17 protein-coding genes are annotated in these 17,797 nt (G+C 33.9%); 2 read left to right on the top strand and 15 right to left on the bottom strand.

Annotated features, from left to right (window positions below; translation table 11 throughout):
* Position 1 precedes the first annotated feature (1 nt).
* From JJQ60_RS18980 to JJQ60_RS18965, 4 genes are all read right to left on the bottom strand, one after another.
* The gene (locus JJQ60_RS18980; RefSeq protein ID WP_201923909.1) at positions 2-1,666 is read right to left on the bottom strand and encodes a response regulator; all 1,665 of its coding nucleotides are present in this window, start codon (positions 1,664-1,666) and stop codon (positions 2-4) included.
* 3 nt (positions 1,667-1,669) lie between these two features.
* The gene (locus JJQ60_RS18975) at positions 1,670-2,506 is read right to left on the bottom strand and encodes an aldo/keto reductase (RefSeq protein ID WP_201923907.1); all 837 of its coding nucleotides are present in this window, start codon (positions 2,504-2,506) and stop codon (positions 1,670-1,672) included.
* Positions 2,507-2,512: 6 nt separating this feature from the next.
* A complete protein-coding gene (locus tag JJQ60_RS18970; RefSeq protein WP_201923905.1) occupies positions 2,513-3,901 on the bottom strand; it encodes an ATP-binding protein in 1,389 nt (462 codons plus the stop codon).
* A 67-nt stretch (positions 3,902-3,968) separates the two neighbouring features.
* Complete coding sequence (locus tag JJQ60_RS18965; protein WP_201923903.1) at positions 3,969-4,613, bottom strand: flavin reductase family protein; 645 nt, start codon at positions 4,611-4,613, stop codon at positions 3,969-3,971.
* 44 nt (positions 4,614-4,657) lie between these two features.
* Between JJQ60_RS18965 and JJQ60_RS18960 the strand changes: the two genes are divergently transcribed.
* Both JJQ60_RS18960 and JJQ60_RS18955 read left to right on the top strand, forming a co-directional pair.
* Positions 4,658-5,461 (top strand): class I SAM-dependent methyltransferase, encoded by an 804-nt coding sequence (locus tag JJQ60_RS18960; protein ID WP_201923955.1) that lies wholly within the window; start codon positions 4,658-4,660, stop codon positions 5,459-5,461.
* Between the two features lie 148 nt (positions 5,462-5,609).
* The gene (locus tag JJQ60_RS18955) at positions 5,610-6,971 is read left to right on the top strand and encodes an FAD-dependent oxidoreductase (RefSeq protein WP_201923901.1); all 1,362 of its coding nucleotides are present in this window, start codon (positions 5,610-5,612) and stop codon (positions 6,969-6,971) included.
* An 80-nt stretch (positions 6,972-7,051) separates the two neighbouring features.
* Here the strand turns inward: JJQ60_RS18955 and JJQ60_RS18950 are convergent, their stop codons facing one another.
* The 11 genes from JJQ60_RS18950 to JJQ60_RS18900 all read right to left on the bottom strand — a co-directional run bounded on the left by JJQ60_RS18950 (position 7,052) and on the right by JJQ60_RS18900 (position 17,775).
* A complete protein-coding gene (locus tag JJQ60_RS18950; protein ID WP_201923899.1) occupies positions 7,052-8,419 on the bottom strand; it encodes an aldehyde dehydrogenase in 1,368 nt (455 codons plus the stop codon).
* A gap of 40 nt (positions 8,420-8,459) precedes the next feature.
* On the bottom strand, positions 8,460-9,395 hold the full coding sequence (locus tag JJQ60_RS18945; protein WP_201923896.1) for a sterol desaturase family protein: 936 nt from the start codon (positions 9,393-9,395) through the stop codon (positions 8,460-8,462).
* Positions 9,396-9,524: 129 nt separating this feature from the next.
* Positions 9,525-10,379, bottom strand: coding sequence for a hypothetical protein (locus JJQ60_RS18940; RefSeq protein ID WP_201923894.1), 855 nt, complete (start codon positions 10,377-10,379; stop codon positions 9,525-9,527).
* 116 nt (positions 10,380-10,495) lie between these two features.
* Positions 10,496-10,927 carry a VOC family protein gene (locus JJQ60_RS18935; RefSeq protein WP_201923892.1) on the bottom strand — a complete coding sequence of 144 codons (432 nt, stop codon included), beginning with the start codon at positions 10,925-10,927 and terminating at the stop codon, positions 10,496-10,498.
* Between the two features lie 25 nt (positions 10,928-10,952).
* Positions 10,953-11,909, bottom strand: coding sequence for a YybH family protein (locus tag JJQ60_RS18930; protein ID WP_201923890.1), 957 nt, complete (start codon positions 11,907-11,909; stop codon positions 10,953-10,955).
* Positions 11,910-12,002: 93 nt separating this feature from the next.
* Positions 12,003-12,869: a 23S rRNA pseudouridine(2604) synthase RluF gene (gene rluF, locus JJQ60_RS18925; protein ID WP_201923889.1), complete on the bottom strand. Its 867-nt coding sequence runs from the start codon at positions 12,867-12,869 to the stop codon at positions 12,003-12,005.
* A gap of 147 nt (positions 12,870-13,016) precedes the next feature.
* Complete coding sequence (locus JJQ60_RS18920; RefSeq protein WP_201923887.1) at positions 13,017-14,030, bottom strand: SIMPL domain-containing protein; 1,014 nt, start codon at positions 14,028-14,030, stop codon at positions 13,017-13,019.
* A gap of 200 nt (positions 14,031-14,230) precedes the next feature.
* A complete protein-coding gene (locus tag JJQ60_RS18915) occupies positions 14,231-15,070 on the bottom strand; it encodes an alpha/beta hydrolase (RefSeq protein ID WP_201923885.1) in 840 nt (279 codons plus the stop codon).
* A complete protein-coding gene (locus JJQ60_RS18910; protein WP_201923882.1) occupies positions 15,067-15,435 on the bottom strand; it encodes a cupin domain-containing protein in 369 nt (122 codons plus the stop codon). Before JJQ60_RS18910 ends, JJQ60_RS18915 begins: the two co-directional genes overlap by 4 nt.
* A 98-nt stretch (positions 15,436-15,533) precedes the next feature.
* Positions 15,534-16,103 carry a hypothetical protein gene (locus JJQ60_RS18905; protein WP_201923881.1) on the bottom strand — a complete coding sequence of 190 codons (570 nt, stop codon included), beginning with the start codon at positions 16,101-16,103 and terminating at the stop codon, positions 15,534-15,536.
* A gap of 136 nt (positions 16,104-16,239) precedes the next feature.
* Positions 16,240-17,775, bottom strand: coding sequence for a helicase HerA-like domain-containing protein (locus JJQ60_RS18900; RefSeq protein WP_201923878.1), 1,536 nt, complete (start codon positions 17,773-17,775; stop codon positions 16,240-16,242).
* Positions 17,776-17,797 lie beyond the last annotated feature (22 nt).

The raw sequence follows: 17,797 nt of genomic DNA, 5'->3' as shown, positions 1-17,797 counted from the left end.
ATTATATCTCTGCTAAATATTCGTGTACAAATTTAATTGCCATTGCGCCTTCACCTACTGCAGAGGCGACCCTATTCATTGCACCGGCACGTACATCACCCGATGCAAAAATTCCTGGACTGCATGTTTCTAATAAAAAAGGCTCTCTATCTTTTTTCCATATTTTTTTAAAGTTAGTGTAGCGATTAAGGTCTCTACCGGTTTCTATAAATCCTCTTTCGTTTTTAATAATATCCAAAGCTATCCAATCGGTATAGGGTCGGGCACCAATAAAGATGAACAAAGCATTGGCAGGAACTTCTTTAATTTCGGAGGTTTTGTTATTTGTGAGTTCGAGTGTAGTCAATCGACCATCACTTCCTGTAGCTTTAGTGATGTTGGTGTATCCTAGCAAGGTAATATTATCAATGGCATTAATTTGATCAATTAAATAACTAGACATACTACTGCTAAGGTCTTTTTTTCGAACTATGATATAAACATTTTTAGCAAATTTTGAAAGATACACCGCAGATTGCCCTGCAGAATTGCCGCCTCCAACGATATATACCTCTTTGTTAGTGCATGCCTGGGCTTCGGTCATCGAAGACCCATAATAAATACCGGCGCCGGTATAGTTTTCGATACCATCTGCCTCTAATTTCCTGTAATTAACTCCGGTTGTAATCACTACACTTTTAGTACTGATACATTCTCCATTACCTAAAGAAATACTTTTATATCCATCTTTTTCAGAAATAGAAGTTACCTCTTGAGGAGATAAAAATTCTATACCAAATCGTTTTGCTTGGGTAATGGCACGATGGGTTAATTCTTGTCCACTTAATCCATTCGGAAAACCGAGATAGTTTTCTATCCTCGAACTTGTTCCTGCCTGACCACCTGGCGCATGTTTCTCGATAAGTAACGTTTTTAAACCTTCAGACCCTCCATAGACCGCTGCAGCAAGTCCCGAAGGCCCAGCACCAATAATGACTACATCGTATAGGTTATCTTTTGGATGAGCATTTAATCCAAGAGCAGTTGCTAGTTCTACTATATCGGGGTTTTTAAAGCATTCGCCATTTTGCAGGGATACTACGGGCATATCGGTCGTTTTCAAATCATAAAGAGATATGATTTCATCTGCTTTATCATTGGTTTCTACATCTAACCACTGAAATGGAAATAAATTAGCGGATAAAAAATCTTTAATATCGTGTGATTTTGGTGAGAATTGATATCCTAATACTTTAATACCATCAAACTCTGGTTGAAAATTTATTTGCCATGCCTCGAGTAAGTCATTTAGGGTAGGGTAGAGTTTTTCTTCTGGTGGATTCCAAGGTTTTGTAAGGTAATAGTCTAATTGGACATCATTGATTGCTTTGATAGCCGCATCGGTATCAGAATATGCGGTAAGCAATACTTTTTTTGCTTCGGGATAGTGTTTTTTTGCTTTAGTTAAAAATTCTACTCCTAACATTTCGGGCATTCTTTGATCTACTAAAAAAAGAGCAACTACTTCATTTTTCTTTTTTAGATCTAGTAATGCCTCTAGAGCATCATAAGCAGATTCGGTGCTCATAATCCTGTATTCTTTACGATATTCTGATTTTAAATCTCTAGTTACCGCACGTAGTACTTGCGGATCATCATCTATTGCAAATATGATTGGTTTTTTCATGCTTTAAAAATTGAAATTATCGGGATCCGGGCCGTTTCGATGGTTTTTGTCCAATGCATCAATATAGTTGATGTCTTCATCAGAGATGTTGAAATCGAACAGATCGGCATTAGAAATGATTCGTTCTTTTTTTACAGATTTAGGAATCGTTATTACACCTTTTTGCAGATTCCATCGCAAGACAATCTGTGCTACGGTTTTATTGTATTTCTTTGCCAAATCATCTAATATGGATAGTTCAAAGATTTTTCCTTGCATCATTGGCGACCATGCCTCATATTGGATATGGTGTTGCCTGCAAAAGTCAATTAGATCTTGCTGAACAAGGTATGGGTGAAACTCCATTTGATTTACCATTGGAATTATTTCTGATGTAGACATAAGATCTTCTAGATGGTGCTGCATAAAATTACTTACCCCTATGGCTTTGATCTTTTTTTCATGATACAACTTTTCTAGTGCTCTCCAGGTTTCTTTATATTTTCCTTGTACCGGCCAATGGATTAGATAAAGATCTAAATACTCGAGTTGCAACCTCTGTAAACTGGATTCGAAAGCCTTTAAAGTGGTTTCGTATCCTTGATCGGCGTTCCATACTTTACTCACCACAAAGATATCTTCTCTGTTTATAATGCTTGTTTGAATAGCTTTTCCTACACCTTGCTCATTTTTATAAATACTTGCAGTGTCGATATGGCGATATCCTGTTTCTAAAGCCCAATGAATCGCATCAACGACCTCATCATCATTATTAGCCAAATATACACCTAGTCCAAGATATGGCATATGAACGCCATTATGCAGTTTAAAAGTTCCTTGTATATCAGTTATATTATTCATCTGCTTTTATGTTATTGGAATACACACGGTGAATGTTGTTTTTCCTTTTTTTGAGGCTACTTTTATATCCCCATTATGTTGATTAATAATTCGTTGTACTACCTCTAATCCCATTCCGGTACCTTTACCAATGCTTTTGGTTGTAAAAAATGGATCGAAAATTTTGTTTAAATCTTCTTCGGGAATTCCTTGACCATTATCTGAAATTTCAATTTTCACAAAACCGTTATCTCTTAGTGTTTTGATTTGAAGCGTTCCCGAATGCTCCATAGCATCAATGGCATTGTCAATAAGATTGGTCCATACCTGGTTGATTTCGCTCACAAATATTTTGGGCATGGGTAGTTCTTCTTGAAAATGTTTTTCTATTACTATATTTTTCTTTTTTAGTTTATGATTAAGCATCGTAAGCGTGCTTTTGATACCAATATGGATATCTGTAGCTACTTTTTCGGGAGCGCGATCCATATGAGTATAACTCTTAATGGATTGTACTAAACTTGAAATACGATCAGAGGCTACTTCGATTTCGTCTACCATTTTTTCTGTGGTCAATACATTTTCAATCCACTCGATGGCGCTAGGGAAATTTTGGTCTCCTATGGCTTCATGTATTTTTTCTATTGCATTGATATCCATGCAAAAATCAAGTAGAGTCTCGGTAAGCTCAAAGGCATTATCAACCCCATGATCTTCTAACCATTCTTCGAGTTCATCCTCTTTTTCATTACGCTCAGTAAGTTTCATGTTGTTTTCTGGACGATTATTTACTTTATCAAAGAGTATGTTATTCAGAATATCTACTTCTTCTGCAGAAATCTTAATTGAAGTTACTTTTTTAAACTTTTCAGGAACATTAGCCAGGTGTTGTTTTAATGCTTTGGCACTTCGCAGCATTGCCGAAGCTGGATTGTTAAGCTCGTGAGCCAAACCGGCTGATAATTTCCCTAATGCCATCATTTTTTCTGATTGCACATTGTTTTTGGTAAATTCTCGCACACGCGATGTCATATGGTGCACTAGGCTTTCGGTAAGCTCATAATGATTTGCAACCATTTCTTTAAAGAAAGATTTATCAAGAAATAAGACTTCAGAATCTTCAATTACTTCGCCATATCCCATTGCAGTACTCATTCTGGAAAAAGGAAGTAAGCCTGTTATTCCATATTTGGTAATCTGATCAACTACTTTATAATTTCCGTTTTGTTCGAATTTAATTTCTAACTTTCCCTCAAGAAGAATAGAAAGTGTATCGATAATGTCCCCTTTCTTAAAAACATATTCTCCCGGTTTAAAAGACTCTATTTTTGATTTTTTAAGTAACCAGTCAATCTGTTGATCGGGAACATGAACAAACTCAGGTATTTCTTTGAGATCTTGTACGGTGATTTTCATTTTCTAAAATTAATCAATAAAAAAACCACCTTTAATGCTACAATTCTTAAGGTTTTTATAAAATTAGTTAGCTTTTCTTAAGTAACGATTGGGTCTTTTCATCAGGTTTTGCATATTGAAAACGATCTAATAGCGATGGTAGCGCATAACCGTCTAATCCAATACAAGATACTGTTTGAGCTTTGTCAAGTTGCGCCCAACCATCTTTGTGCATGATGTTATTATCGATATAAATATGTTCTATAGCCCCAATGACTAATATAGTATCATTTTCTTTGATTACATATTCATTCAGATATTTACAGCCCAATTGAATAGGGCTGTTTTTTACATATGGAGCATAAAAATCATCTCTATATTTTTCTTGAAGTTCGGTCTTATCAAATTCAGAAACACCCTCGTCATATTTGGCCGCAGTATGATGTGCATCGGCAATTATGGTTTTATGCACTTGATTTACCGTAAAAACACCAGTTTCTTTTAAATTTTTATAAGTACCTCTTGATACAGTGGTTGGTCTAAGTATAAAACCTAACATTGGTGGATTGCTTCCAATATGTATAATCGAATTGAAAATAGCAACGTTAGTATTGCCTTCAGTATCTTTGGTGCCTAAAAGATTACTTGATTTATATCCAGTACAACTATTAATTAAATTTGCTCTATATCTTGATGGGAGTTCTAGTAAATCTTGTATAGTGAAGTGATTCATGAAATAAAATTATTTATATTTCAAAGCTAATTAATCTGTATATGATGTCTGAAGAATTCAATAAATATTTTGAAACCAACAAACAGACCTGGGATAAAAAGGTCGATGTACATGCTAGAAGTAAGTTTTATGATATAGAGATATTTAAAAAAGGAAAATCTTCTTTAAAACGCTATGAGTTAGAAGCATTAGGTGATGTTTCTGGTAAGTCATTGCTTCATCTTCAATGTCATTTTGGGCAGGATACCTTGAGTTGGAGTAGAATGGGAGCACAATGTACAGGAGTTGATATTTCAGAAAAGGGGATCGAATTAGCGAAACAACTAAGCGAAGAATTACAACTTGAAGCCACATTTGTTTGCTGTAATGTTTTAAATACATCCGATTATATAAAGGACCAGTTTGATATCGTATTTACCAGTTACGGAGTTATTGGTTGGCTGCCAGATCTAAAACCTTGGGCAAGAATGATTGCAGAACGATTAGAACCTGGAGGAGTTTTTTATATAGTAGAGTTTCATCCTATCGTTTGGATGTTTGATTACTTAGGAGAGACCCCAGAAATAAAATATGGATATCATCAAAAAGAAGTGATATATGAGGAATATAAGGGGACTTATGCCGATACAAATTCTGATATGTTGAGCAAAGAATTTGGTTGGAACCATGGATTAGGAGAGGTGGTTTCTTCTTTATCTGAGGCTGGCTTAGATATTGAATACCTTAGAGAATATGATGCATCGCCGTATGAGATCTTTCCTGGTTTACTAGAAAAAGAAAAAGGAATGTTCGAAACTAAAGATAAATTGTATCCATTAATCTTTGCAATCAAGGCAATAAAAGGATAATTCAGCAATATTTGTTATTTTTACCGAAGGTTTTAATGTTTGCATAAGCTTTGTACATAATCTGAAGCTTACCTGCCAGAAGCATTAAGACTCGAATCTTCTATGATTCTATATAATTTTCTGGCGGGTTGTGAATCACAATTAATTTATGCAAACAAAAAATATAGCTATTGTAGGAAGCGGTCTTGTGGGATCGTTATTGGCACTTTACCTCAGAAAACGTAAATATCAGGTTACTGTATTTGATAGAAGGCCAGATATTAGAACAGTTGAATTTAGTGGCCGTTCTATAAATTTAGCAATGTCCGTTCGAGGGTGGAAGACGTTAGAAAAAATAGGAATTGCTGATGAAGTACAAAAATTGGCCATTCCGATGGATAAGCGCACTATACATGTAACAGGCGAACCTGTGTACCACCAATATTATGGTAAAAAAGGAGAGGCTATTTCTTCAATTCCCAGAGGAGTACTTAATAGAAGAATGATTACACTTGCAGAAGAAGCAGGAGTGGTTTTTAGATTCAACGAAAAAGTTTGGGATATTAATCTACCAGAAGCAAAAATCTATACCGGAGAAACTGAAAAAAGCGAGTGGACAGAGTATCAATATGATATGATTTTTGGTTGCGATGGTGCTTTTTCTCGAGTGAGACACAAAATGCAACGAAGAAGTAGATTTGACTATTCTCAAAAGTTTTTAGATACGGGGTATAAAGAACTTGGAATCCCTCCTAACGAAGATGGGACCCATAGGTTAGATAAACATTCATTACATATATGGCCTCGTGGTAAGTTTATGCTTATCGCACTGCCTAATTTGGATGGGAGTTTTACATGTACACTTTTTATGCCACATGAAGGTGAAAATTCTTTTGAAGAGCTTACAAACGATGATGAGGTAATCAAATTTTGGGAAAACCATTTTCCGGATACGATCAATCTAATGCCAACATTACTTAACGATTTTAAAAATAATCCTACAAGTGCTTTGGTGACTATGAAATGTTACCCTTGGACCTATTGGGATAAAGTAGCTTTGGTAGGAGATTCTGCACATGCTATCGTACCTTTTTATGGTCAAGGTATGAATGCAGGATTTGAAGATATCTCAATTTTAGATGAGATTATTGATGCTCATGGTGACAGTGATTGGCAACAAATATTTGAAGCGTATCAAGAGTCGCGAAAACCAAATGCAGATGCCATTGCCGAACTGTCATATCGCAATTTTATAGAAATGAGTAGTAAGACGGCAGATCCTGATTTTATTTTAAGAAAAAAGATTGAAAAGCAGTTTTCAGAAAAATATCCTGATCAATGGTTACCATTATATTCTAGAGTTACATTTAGTCATAGACCTTATGCCGAAGCTCTGAAAATAGGAGATAAACAGGCTGCCATTATGGACCAGGTAATGCAAATGGATAATATAGAAAATATCTGGAATACAAACGAGGTAGAACACTACATACTCGAGCTTTTAGAAGAGAAGTATTATATAAAGAAATAGTACTATCTTACATCTTTTTCCTAAATATACAGTGTATAGAAAGTATTGATAATATTACTTTTTATTTAATGGCTTCATGTTTAAAGCCCAATAAACCGTTTTAGAAAATTTAATTTTTTATCACTATATGGCGAGTACTTAAAATTAGGTTCGATCCAAAATGGTTTTTGTAGCACACTTTTGTAATGCGAGAACGTTTCGAATCCATATTTTCCGTGGTAACTACCAATGCCACTATTACCTACACCACCAAATGGAAGTGTTTGTTCAGTGAAATGCATCATAGCATCATTTATGGCACCACCACCAAAAGAAATTTCATTCAAAACTTTCTTTTTTACGTTATTATTTTTGGTGAAAACATAGCAAGATAAAGGTTTAGATAAGTTTTTAACCTGTTTTATAGCTTCTTCTATAGTATCAAATGTCAGTACAGGTAAGATCGGACCAAAAATTTCATCTTGCATTACATCATCCGAAAATTCAACATCTTTCATCACAGTAGGTGGTATGATTCTTTCTTCCTTATTTACATTTCCTCCTATGCATACTTTATCACGATCAATCATATCATTAAGCCGATCAAAATTCTTCTCATTAATAATCTGAGTATAATTATGATTTTCTACGTTATAATCTGATTTCTCGATATGCTCTTTTATGGAGGACAAAAGTTTATCTTTTATACTTGATTCTACCAATACATAATCAGGAGCGATACAGGTTTGTCCGGCATTAAGAAACTTGGCCCATACCAATCGTTTGGCAGTCATATCGATGTTTACATCTTTTGTAATGATTGCAGGGCTTTTTCCTCCTAATTCGAGGGTAACGGGAGTTAAATGTTTAGCAGCAGCCTGATAGATAATTTTACCTACCGGAACGCTTCCGGTAAAGAATATTTTATCAAATTTGACATTCAACAATTCTGTCGTTTCTTTTACGCCACCTTCTATTACTTTGAAAAAGTTGGGATCAAAATTTTGATTAATAAGTGTAGCCATTATAGCTGCTGTTCGCGATGGAACTTCGCTAGGCTTAAGTACAACTGTACAACCGGCTGCAATAGCTGCAATAGCAGGGCAAAGTGATAATTGGTATGGATAGTTCCATGCACCAATAACCAAAACAGTACCAAAGGGTTCTGGGATGATATAACTTTTTCCAGGTAGATTTGCCAGCCCAGTTGAGGCTTTCTTTTTCTTAGCCCATTTGTTAACTTTTACTAATGCCAGGTCGATTTCATGATAAATTATAGATAACTCGGTTACGTATGTTTCAAATTCAGATTTCTTGAAATCTTTATAGATCGCATTATATAAGGAGGCTTCATTTTTTTTCAAGATATTCTTTAGACGCTTTAATTCTTTAATCCTGAATGAAATATCCTTAGTAGCATTTGTATTAAAAAACTGCTGTTGCTTATCTATAATTTCCTGATAATTCATAGTAAAAGTTGTCAATAGATTATAAAAAATGTAGCTAAAGTTACGCTTTTTGTTTATTCAATTCAAGCTGTCGTTGCATCTGTTTTACTGTAAGCGTGCTACCATCATGGCTCCATCCCGGAGGGCCAAAGATATACATGAACTTATGATACCAATTTTTAGATTTCTTGGTATCGTTCCAGATGTCTTTATACTCATGGGTTAAAATTACCCATGGATTGTATGAGTTTGGTGCATGCGTAACGCCGTATTGAACTTCAATATTTTCATCTAGTTCTTTCCATGTGCCAAATATTTTATCAAAAATATTAAGGAATCCTCCGTGATTTTTATCCATATACTCTACATTTTTGGCGTGATGTACCTGGTGCATGGTATGGGTGTTAAAAATCTTTTCAATAAATCCCATTTTAGGAATATAAACTGAATGTAATTGAAATTGCCATAATGCTTCTATTCCCAGGCATACAACAACCATTTCTGGAGGAAAACCAATGGCAGGAAGCCACATATAAAACAAAGGCTTATATATAATAGTAAACCACCCGTTTCTAACCGCAGTACCTAGATTAAAATTATCTGATGAGTGATGTACAATATGTGCCGCCCATAGGGCTCTTACCATATGATTTTGCCTATGAAACCAATAGTAAGTAAAGTCATCTAATAATTGACATGCTAGCCATACATACCATGTATACCCAAAAGATTGCCATCCCATAATATTGGTACGTATTCCATCAATTTCGGGATTAAAAATTTCATACACATAATTAAAAATTACAATTGCAGAAATTGTTTTAATTAAAGGCGCTAGTAATGCAGAACCTACTCCCATAAATAAGCTGGCGCTCAGATCTTTCCATTGGTAAAGATTTTTACGTTTATGATCGTGAGTTTTGCTATATGTAAGCTCAAGTAATATTAGTCCAAGAAAACAAGGTACTCCATAGACTAAGGGGTTAGTAAAATCCATTCTTTTTTTTCAATTCATAACAAGGGCAGAAGATAGGAAGATTTTTTTAGTATACCTTTAACAATCCTGTCCTATTATAAAAAATGATAGCTTTTTTTAACGATTATTAAAAAAAGATAATGAGATTGTTTATAGATTACCTCCAAGAGCAACAAAAGCTTTTAATACATTTTGAATTGCTTTTTTCTCCGCTTTCGGTATTGTTCTTGTATAAACGTCATCTTCTCCAACAAATTTTATTTTGACTGTTTTGGCCGCAGCAATTTTTTGGGTCAACATTAGATCTTCGTTCTTTACAACACGATCTAACCACTCTCTTTTTCCACCAGATTCCTGTTTTTCCTTAAACTCACCAGGGGTGGTTTCTGTAATTTCGAAAATTTCTCCATCTACAGTAATCTCTATTCTTTGTATATGGAGCCATTTCTTTTTAGAAAAATAATTTATGGATAATCCTAGCCATGGCTTCTTTTCTTTCTTACCAATATATGTTTGGACATAATTTTTAGTACTCAGTTTGGTTGAAGATTTATCTCTATACCACGTAACATCATTATTGATGTCATATTTCTTCTGCATTTTAGCCAGTGCTTTTTTATTGGCTTCACTGTCAGTATTATCTTGTTTTTCGGCGATGTCTTCTTCGTTTTCTTCTTCGCTACCTTTTGCTTCCCTATTACTTCTTGCTGTTTCTAATATTTTGTTCTCAACTTTTTTTAATAGGATTTTACCTTTTTTATGTTCATTAGAATTGACATATTTAGCCTTTAAGGTTAAAAGCCGTTTTCGGCTTTTAGTATAATCTTCAGCATCATAATAATTAACTGCTTGCTCATACATTTGAGCGGGAGTAAGCTCGCATTCGGCCAATTTATTTTTAAGTTTTTCATTCTCTCTTGTTAATCTATCGTATTCAGCCTGTGGGATACCACAGCTAATAAATAATAAAAACAGGAAAGAACCTATTAATCTCATGGTTTTCATGAAAAGGGCGTTTTGATGGTTTTTGCTCAATATACTAAAAAAGTGTTAACGCTCATAATTGTATATAGCTAGCCATGCTTTTTATAGGGGAATGTGTTAGTAAAAAGGGAGTTGTGTTATTTGGCAAAAATTTGTGAAGTGTCTTTAAATGCTTTAAATTCTAAGGCATTACCACATGGGTCATAAAAAAACATGGTCGCCTGTTCGCCAATTTCGCCTTTAAATCGTATGTAAGGAGCTATGGCAAATTCGACACCCTTTTTTGTGAGTTTATAGGCCAGATTTTGCCAGGATTCCCAATCTAAGAGTACTCCGAAGTGGGGTACAGGTACATTTTTCCCATCAACTAGATTACTATGTGCTTTTTCAGCATCATTTGTTGCTTTATAGTGAATTACTAATTGATGACCAAAGAAATTAAAATCTACCCAATGGGTACTACTTCTTCCTTCTTCAAGTTCTAAAATCTCGTTATAAAACTGTCTTGCTTTTTTTAGATTATCTACTGGAATAGCAAGGTGAAAAGGAGATATGCCAGGATTGCTCATATAATAATTGTTTATGCGTAATTAATTATTCTTTTATTCTATTCCAGATATCTAAATACATTTTCCATTGATTGTCAATTTTTTTCCAGACCACAACATATTTTCCTTTATAACTGATTTCAGTACCGTCGTCATTCTTGTTTTTCCCTTTGTATATACCATAATCGTGCGCTGTATCCCCTAGTATAAAAATTTCTTCGGGGATGATTTGATGCTCGATAGGAGTATATCCTGAAGCTCCAGACCATCTCTTTTTGATGGCTTCATATCCTGAAATAATAGGAGCGTTATTAGGAAATATTTTGGCATCGCTGGTATAGGATTTAGCTATTGCTTCGTAGTCTTGTTTTAAATATGATTTAGAAAATGATTTTGCCGCATTTCTTATTTGTTCTTCATCTGATAATGCTTTGGTGTTTTTCCGTTTAGTGCATTCTATCTCCCAGGTTGGAAATGAAAATGTTTCATTTGTATTTACCCATTCACCTAACCATTTAAAACCATTTGGGGAGATATCATGAAAATTGATTTTATAGAAACCATCCATTCCATTTGGTGCTTTTTGCTGTCGATATAAAATAATTTTATTGTCTTTCTTGTTTCCTTCCCAAGCAGAAAGAACTGTCGTTGGAGTTGCCGAAGAGTAATAGTGTACATACCATCTGCTACTATCTGCAATAAACTGTCGGATACTACCAGAATGTTTTCCATCTTCTTTTAGTGTCTGATCTTGTACTGCCATGCCATTCATAATATATTTAAATTCCCAGGTCATTTTAGTTGGTTCTGCCCAGGTTTTATCTTTATTACGAGTTTTTGATATGCAATCGCAAAGACCAATTAATGGTTCAAAATCAAGGATTTCTTCGGGAGCATTTGGATTAGGCCTCCCAAAAGGATATTCTAAAGAAGACTCGTATTGATTTTGCCCCCAGAGCGTTATTTGTATGAATAGCGACAAGAAAAAAAATGATTGTCTCATGGTATAAAGAATTTATTGGCAAAGTAATTTACCTATTTTGGGAAAGAATGAATTCTTTATATTATGAAATTAGGATATAATTAACAACATTATTTACCTTCTGCGATCTTTGCGTTTTCTGGTCGTGGGTTTTGTTGTATCTCTTTTTGTAGTATGACTTTTTTTACCCTTGGTTGCGCCGAAAACTTTAGTTTTTGTATGTCTTTTTGGTTTTGAATGTTCTATAACCGAAGCTTCTTCAGTCTTACTAGAATCACCTACGTCGGTATTAATAACTTTTAATTCTTCTTCGGTCAGGTATCGCCATTGACCAACTGGAACATCCAAGGATACATTCATAATACGAATTCGTTTTAATCGAACGACATCATATCCTAAATATTCGCACATTCTTCTAATCTGGCGATTAAGTCCTTGTGTTAATACAATTCTGAAATCATATTTGCTAATTTGTTCAACTTCACATTTGCGCGTTACCGTATCCAGAATCGGAATACCGTTCCCCATTCTTTTTATGAACTGTGGACTAATTAATTTGTTTACAGTAACCAAATATTCTTTTTCATGGTTATTTCTGGCTCTAAGAATTTTGTTTACGATATCTCCATCACTTGTTAAAAAGATAAGTCCTTCGCTAGGTTTATCCAATCGACCAATTGGAAAAATGCGTTTAGGATAATTAATAAAGTCTATAATATTATCTTTCTCATTTTGTGCAGTAGTACATACAATTCCAACAGGTTTATTGAAGGCTATGTATACATGTTTTTCTTTGGGTTCGTTGATTAATTCTCCATCAACTCGTACCATATCTTCACGAGTCACTTTGGTGCCCATTTCAGGTACTTTTCCGTTAATGGTTACACGCCCTTGATCAATTAATTTATCTGCCTCTCGACGAGAGCAATAACCAACTTCGCTTAGGTATTTATTTAGTCTGATGAATGTTTTTTCAGGCATATAGATAAAATAATATGCAAAGATAGTATTTAAAAACAATGATTTTACTGTTTCGTTTTTTTGACCATTAACTTTCATAAAAAAAGACCCTTCATTATGAGGACCCTTTTTTTTAAAAATTATTTTAATGAATAACCTTGATCAAGATTATTGCTCTAATTTTAATTCTTTGATATCGATATTTCCATTTGGAGATACTAAGAAATATTTTGGAAATATAGGCTCAGCTTTTACTGGTTCTTTTTCTTCCTGTTTTGGTGTGTATTGCAACTTTATTTCCATCCCTATTTGAATAGCAGGTTCTAGTATTGATGGATTGATAACTACATCATAGTCTTTAAAGGATATCGGCTCATAATAATATGTAGTTTGTTTTTTTGCGGTTACGATACCTTGTCTCTTCCGTAATGCTTCTAATGATGTGCTACTAAACGCTTGATAACTTTTATAAAACTCTTTAGGAAAGTGACAGTATTTTGTATCTGCCATAGTTGGATCATATAATGTTAAATCAAAACCTAAGTCATTATAAAATTGTTGTTTTTCTTTTAAATTCTTTAATATTTCGGTGCGTAATTGTTTATATACGGCTTGAATATCATTTATGAAATAATCTACTTTTACCAGGTTGTATATTTCATTATTAGCACATGCGGAAAGTATTTCCTGAAACTGATTTACATTATTGAATTTTATGTGTAAGTTTTGCTGTAATTCAAAACCTTTAGGCACTTCATTGTATTTAGTACTAAAGATCTTTTTTTCTATAACCGTTTCATAAACAGGTACAAAAGATATAACATCAATAACAATATCCTTTTCTAAAATACCCTTAGAGATTAGTTTATTTTTTACTTTGGTTATTCTGTCATTCATGAGTTTATTGGCTTCTTCAGATGTTTCACCAATTTGAACCATATTAAAAACGGCTGTATATGAATCTGCAATGATATTGTTTAATACTTTTACATCGATAGTTAGTGTCGGATTTGTAACTAAATCTTGTTTTCTAAATTCTTCAATGTCGTCTCTATAGATTTCTGCATTACCTAATTTTTTGGAAGACATTATATTTTGCCTGGAAATCGTAGCATTTCCTTTCATTTGAGCAAAAGTATGAGAGCAGATTAATATAAATAGGATGTGAATTGTATTTTTCATAGTGTAGTGATTTTATTTTTTACAAACCTATATTCAGAATACTTTTGTAGAAAGTAAGAATGAGTAAACTACCTCAATAAATGAGTGAAATGTTCTTTTTTAAAGTTTAATGAGGGATTAATATCCAAGAGAGGGTGTGGTGGTAAACAAAATCATAGTATATATATAGTATAAGAAGTATAAATGCGATCTATATGTTTTTATACTTTTAGAAAATCAATAATCATAGCATCTACTTCATCAAAGAATAATGAATGCCCATAATCTTCAGTAGAGATAAATTGTACTCCATTCCAGTTTTTTGAGATGGCTTCTGCTTCTATATAAGGTGCAACATCGTCATGTTTGTCATGAATTAATAACCCTTTATGTGTAATATTTTTGATAAAGTGAGCAGCAGAGAATTCTTCAAAATAAAAACCATGTTTATCCTTAAAATATTGATCAAGAGCTTTCATGAATTTGGGCGAAAGCTGCAATATTTCTTGATATCCTTTCATGATTCTAGCCAATTCACCAGGAGGCGCTAATACAATTAATTTTTCTATCTCTGAGTTTGGGTAGGTATATTGATGAAATATTGTTGTCATTCCACCTACAGAATGGCCCAAAAGATAATTTGGGCGATATAATTCAACAATTTTTTGAAGGCACTTTGTATATAATGGGACATTAAGGATTTTCCCTGAAGAGTTTCCATGCGCAGGAGCATCAAATGCAATCACATTATAGCCTTGTGTATGTAACTTTTTGATAAGTGCTTTCCAACGATGCGCATTACTCTCCCATCCATGAATTAATAGGATTGTTTCACCCAAACTTGACCATCTGTACGTCTGAATCTGGAGATTTTCAACAAGCACGATTTCATCTTCGGCATCTTCAAGAAAATCCTCCTGTTCGGGTAGTATTTTGCCTTTTCGAGGGGTGCAAAACAGTACATAAGCCTTATTCAGTGCCTTTTTTTTAGAAAAAAAGAATAAGAACAGAATATACTTTCCAATTAATACAGGTAGATATTTTTTAAACTTTTCTTTCATTCATCTTCGCGGTGTACGGTTTCGGGTGTAAATGCAGGAAGACAAATGGCAAGATATTCGCACTCCTCATCAAAGGGGTTAGAATATTGAATCCTTGTATTTTTTTTGATTTTAATAGATTGACCAGATTCTAATATTATTTTTTCATCATCTATAATAAACTGCTTTTTACCACGAATGATGTATGTGTATTCATCAAATTCTGGAGTTTGGAAGGGTTCGCTCCATTCGGAAGGTGCAATCATATGGGCGATACTGATTTCAGAATTACCATCTGTAGCTTTTCCAAAATGCTCTTCAATCAATTTTCCATCGGTCGTGGGGACAAGGAATGGAGATTTTTGAATACTATAATTTTTTGCCATGTTCAAAAGTATAAGATTTATTTAAAAAAATGTGATTTTTTACACTCTTTAGGATACCTTCTAAATTTTAAACATGTAATTTACATTTATTTAGATCGCTAGTTACTAGCATCCCAACTAATCCAGAAATGTTTAATTTTTGCCGAATCAGGTATATCTGAAACATCGATTTTAGCATCTGTTGTATTTTGAAATTTTTTAGGTAATTCTTTTTTGTCAATCGTAAAATATGCTTGAATACTATCAACAAAAATTACAGCAGTGCTTAGCGTATTGTTTATTTTTGAAATGGTATAATGGTCTTTAATATTTTTAAAAACACCACCCGAAGATAAACCAGAACTGGTTTTATACCTTGGGTCTATAATTTGTATGTTTTCAATAGTTGATGAAGGATCAGATTCGTTTTTCACCTCTAATACCAGAAGTTTAGCGCCTCCTTTTTCGTAGATTTCAATTTCATTAGAACTGCTCAAAGAATTCTTATTTGTAATTGCTTTTGCAATAGAGTCATTTGCGAAAACCGAATCTAATTGACTCACCTTGATTTCATTAGTTAAAAACCCTATTCGGTTATTAGAGATATCAAATGGGCTTTGTTTTTCCTCTTTTTGACATCCTGTAAGAAGTACTGAAATTAAAAGTATTTGAAAAATTCTGCTTTTCATGGTGTATTGATTATAATTAGTTCTAAAATAGTAACGTAAATTATTTCATCTGCATATAATTTTAGTTTTCTATTGATAGATAAAATTCGGAATAAGAATTACTTGATTAATCCGAATGTTGTATTTGTGTTTAGACTTATTTCAACAACTTATTTAATACCCCCAGAGCTCCTCTAATAAAGGTAGCACTAGTTAGAACTTTTATGACTGCTTTTTCGGTGGCACTCGTTCGTCTGCTTTTTGATCTAGAACTGGAAGAACTTCTGTTAAGTTTTTCTCTTTCTTTTTTGGCAGCGGCTTTGGCTTCTTCAGCTTCAGCTTTTTCTATCTTTTTTGATAATAGCTCATATGCACTTTCTCTATCTACATCTTCATTATATTTTGAGCTGAGTCTTGATTTTTTTAATAAAGCTTTTAGTTCAGTATCTGTTAAAACATCCATTCTACTCATAGGTGCTCTTAGCATGGTAGCTGCAAGTGGAGTAGGGCGTCCTTTTTCGTCTAATGCAGAAACTAATGCCTCTCCTATTCCTAATGATGTTAGCATCTCTTTTGTATCATAATATTCTGACTCGGGATAATTTTCAGCTGTAAGTTTTATTGCTTTACGATCTTTGGCCGTAAATGCTCTAAGCGCATGTTGAACTTTAAGCCCTAGTTGCCCTAATACACCATCAGGAACATCAGTTGGATTTTGAGTCACAAAATACAATCCCACACCTTTTGAGCGTATCAATTTTACGATACTTTCGATCTGATCCATTAACGCATTTGAGGCTTGTTTAAAAATCAGATGGGCTTCATCAAGAAATATAACTAACTCTGGTCTGTCGCTATCACCTTGCTCTGGAAACGTTCCATAGATCTCGGCTAGTAGACTAAGCATAAACGTTGAAAATAACTTAGGCCTGTCTTGTATATCTGTTAATCTAATGATATTGATTACTCCTCTGCCATTTTCATCAACACGACATAAATCATCAACTTCAAATGATTTTTCTCCAAAGAAAATATCTGCGCCTTGTTGCTCTAATTCAACAATTTTACGAAGAATAGAACCTGTTGATGCAGAAGAAATTCGGCCATAGTCTTTCTCTAATTCTTTTTTACCTTCAGCAGTAGAAAATTGCAATACTTTTTTCAAATCTTTTAGATCCAGCAAAGGCAATTTATTATCATCACAATACTTAAAGATTATAGAAAGAATACCGGCTTGCGTTTCAGTAACGTCCAAAATCCTGGATAAGAGTACGGGGCCGAACTCGCTTACTGTAGCTCTAAGTCTTACACCATCTTGCTCGGACAATGAGAGAATTTCTACAGGAAATTCTTTAGCTTCAAAAGGAATTCCAATTTTTTCATGACGCTCATCAATTTTTGGATGTCCCGGGCTAGCTGCTGCTATACCGCTTAAATCTCCTTTGATATCCATTAGTAGCACAGGAATCCCTTTTTCACTAAGGTTTTCGGCAATCACTTGTAATGTTTTAGTTTTACCCGTACCTGTAGCTCCTGCAATCAATCCATGACGATTTAACGTCTTTAAAGGTATTTTTACATGTGCATTTGTTATGGTTTCGCCTTCGTGCATGGCGGCTCCCATTGTTATAAAATCACCTTTGGTTGTATACCCTTGATTGATATGATCAAGAAATGCCTGATTGTCACTCATAATAGATGTATTTTTTGATAAA

Origin of the sequence: Aquimarina mytili (genome assembly GCF_016735115.1) — a bacterium.
Classification (GTDB): Bacteria; Bacteroidota; Bacteroidia; order Flavobacteriales; family Flavobacteriaceae; genus Aquimarina; species Aquimarina mytili.
The sequence above is the reverse complement of the archived record's forward strand: the minus strand, read 5'-3'. Positions and strand labels throughout refer to the sequence as shown.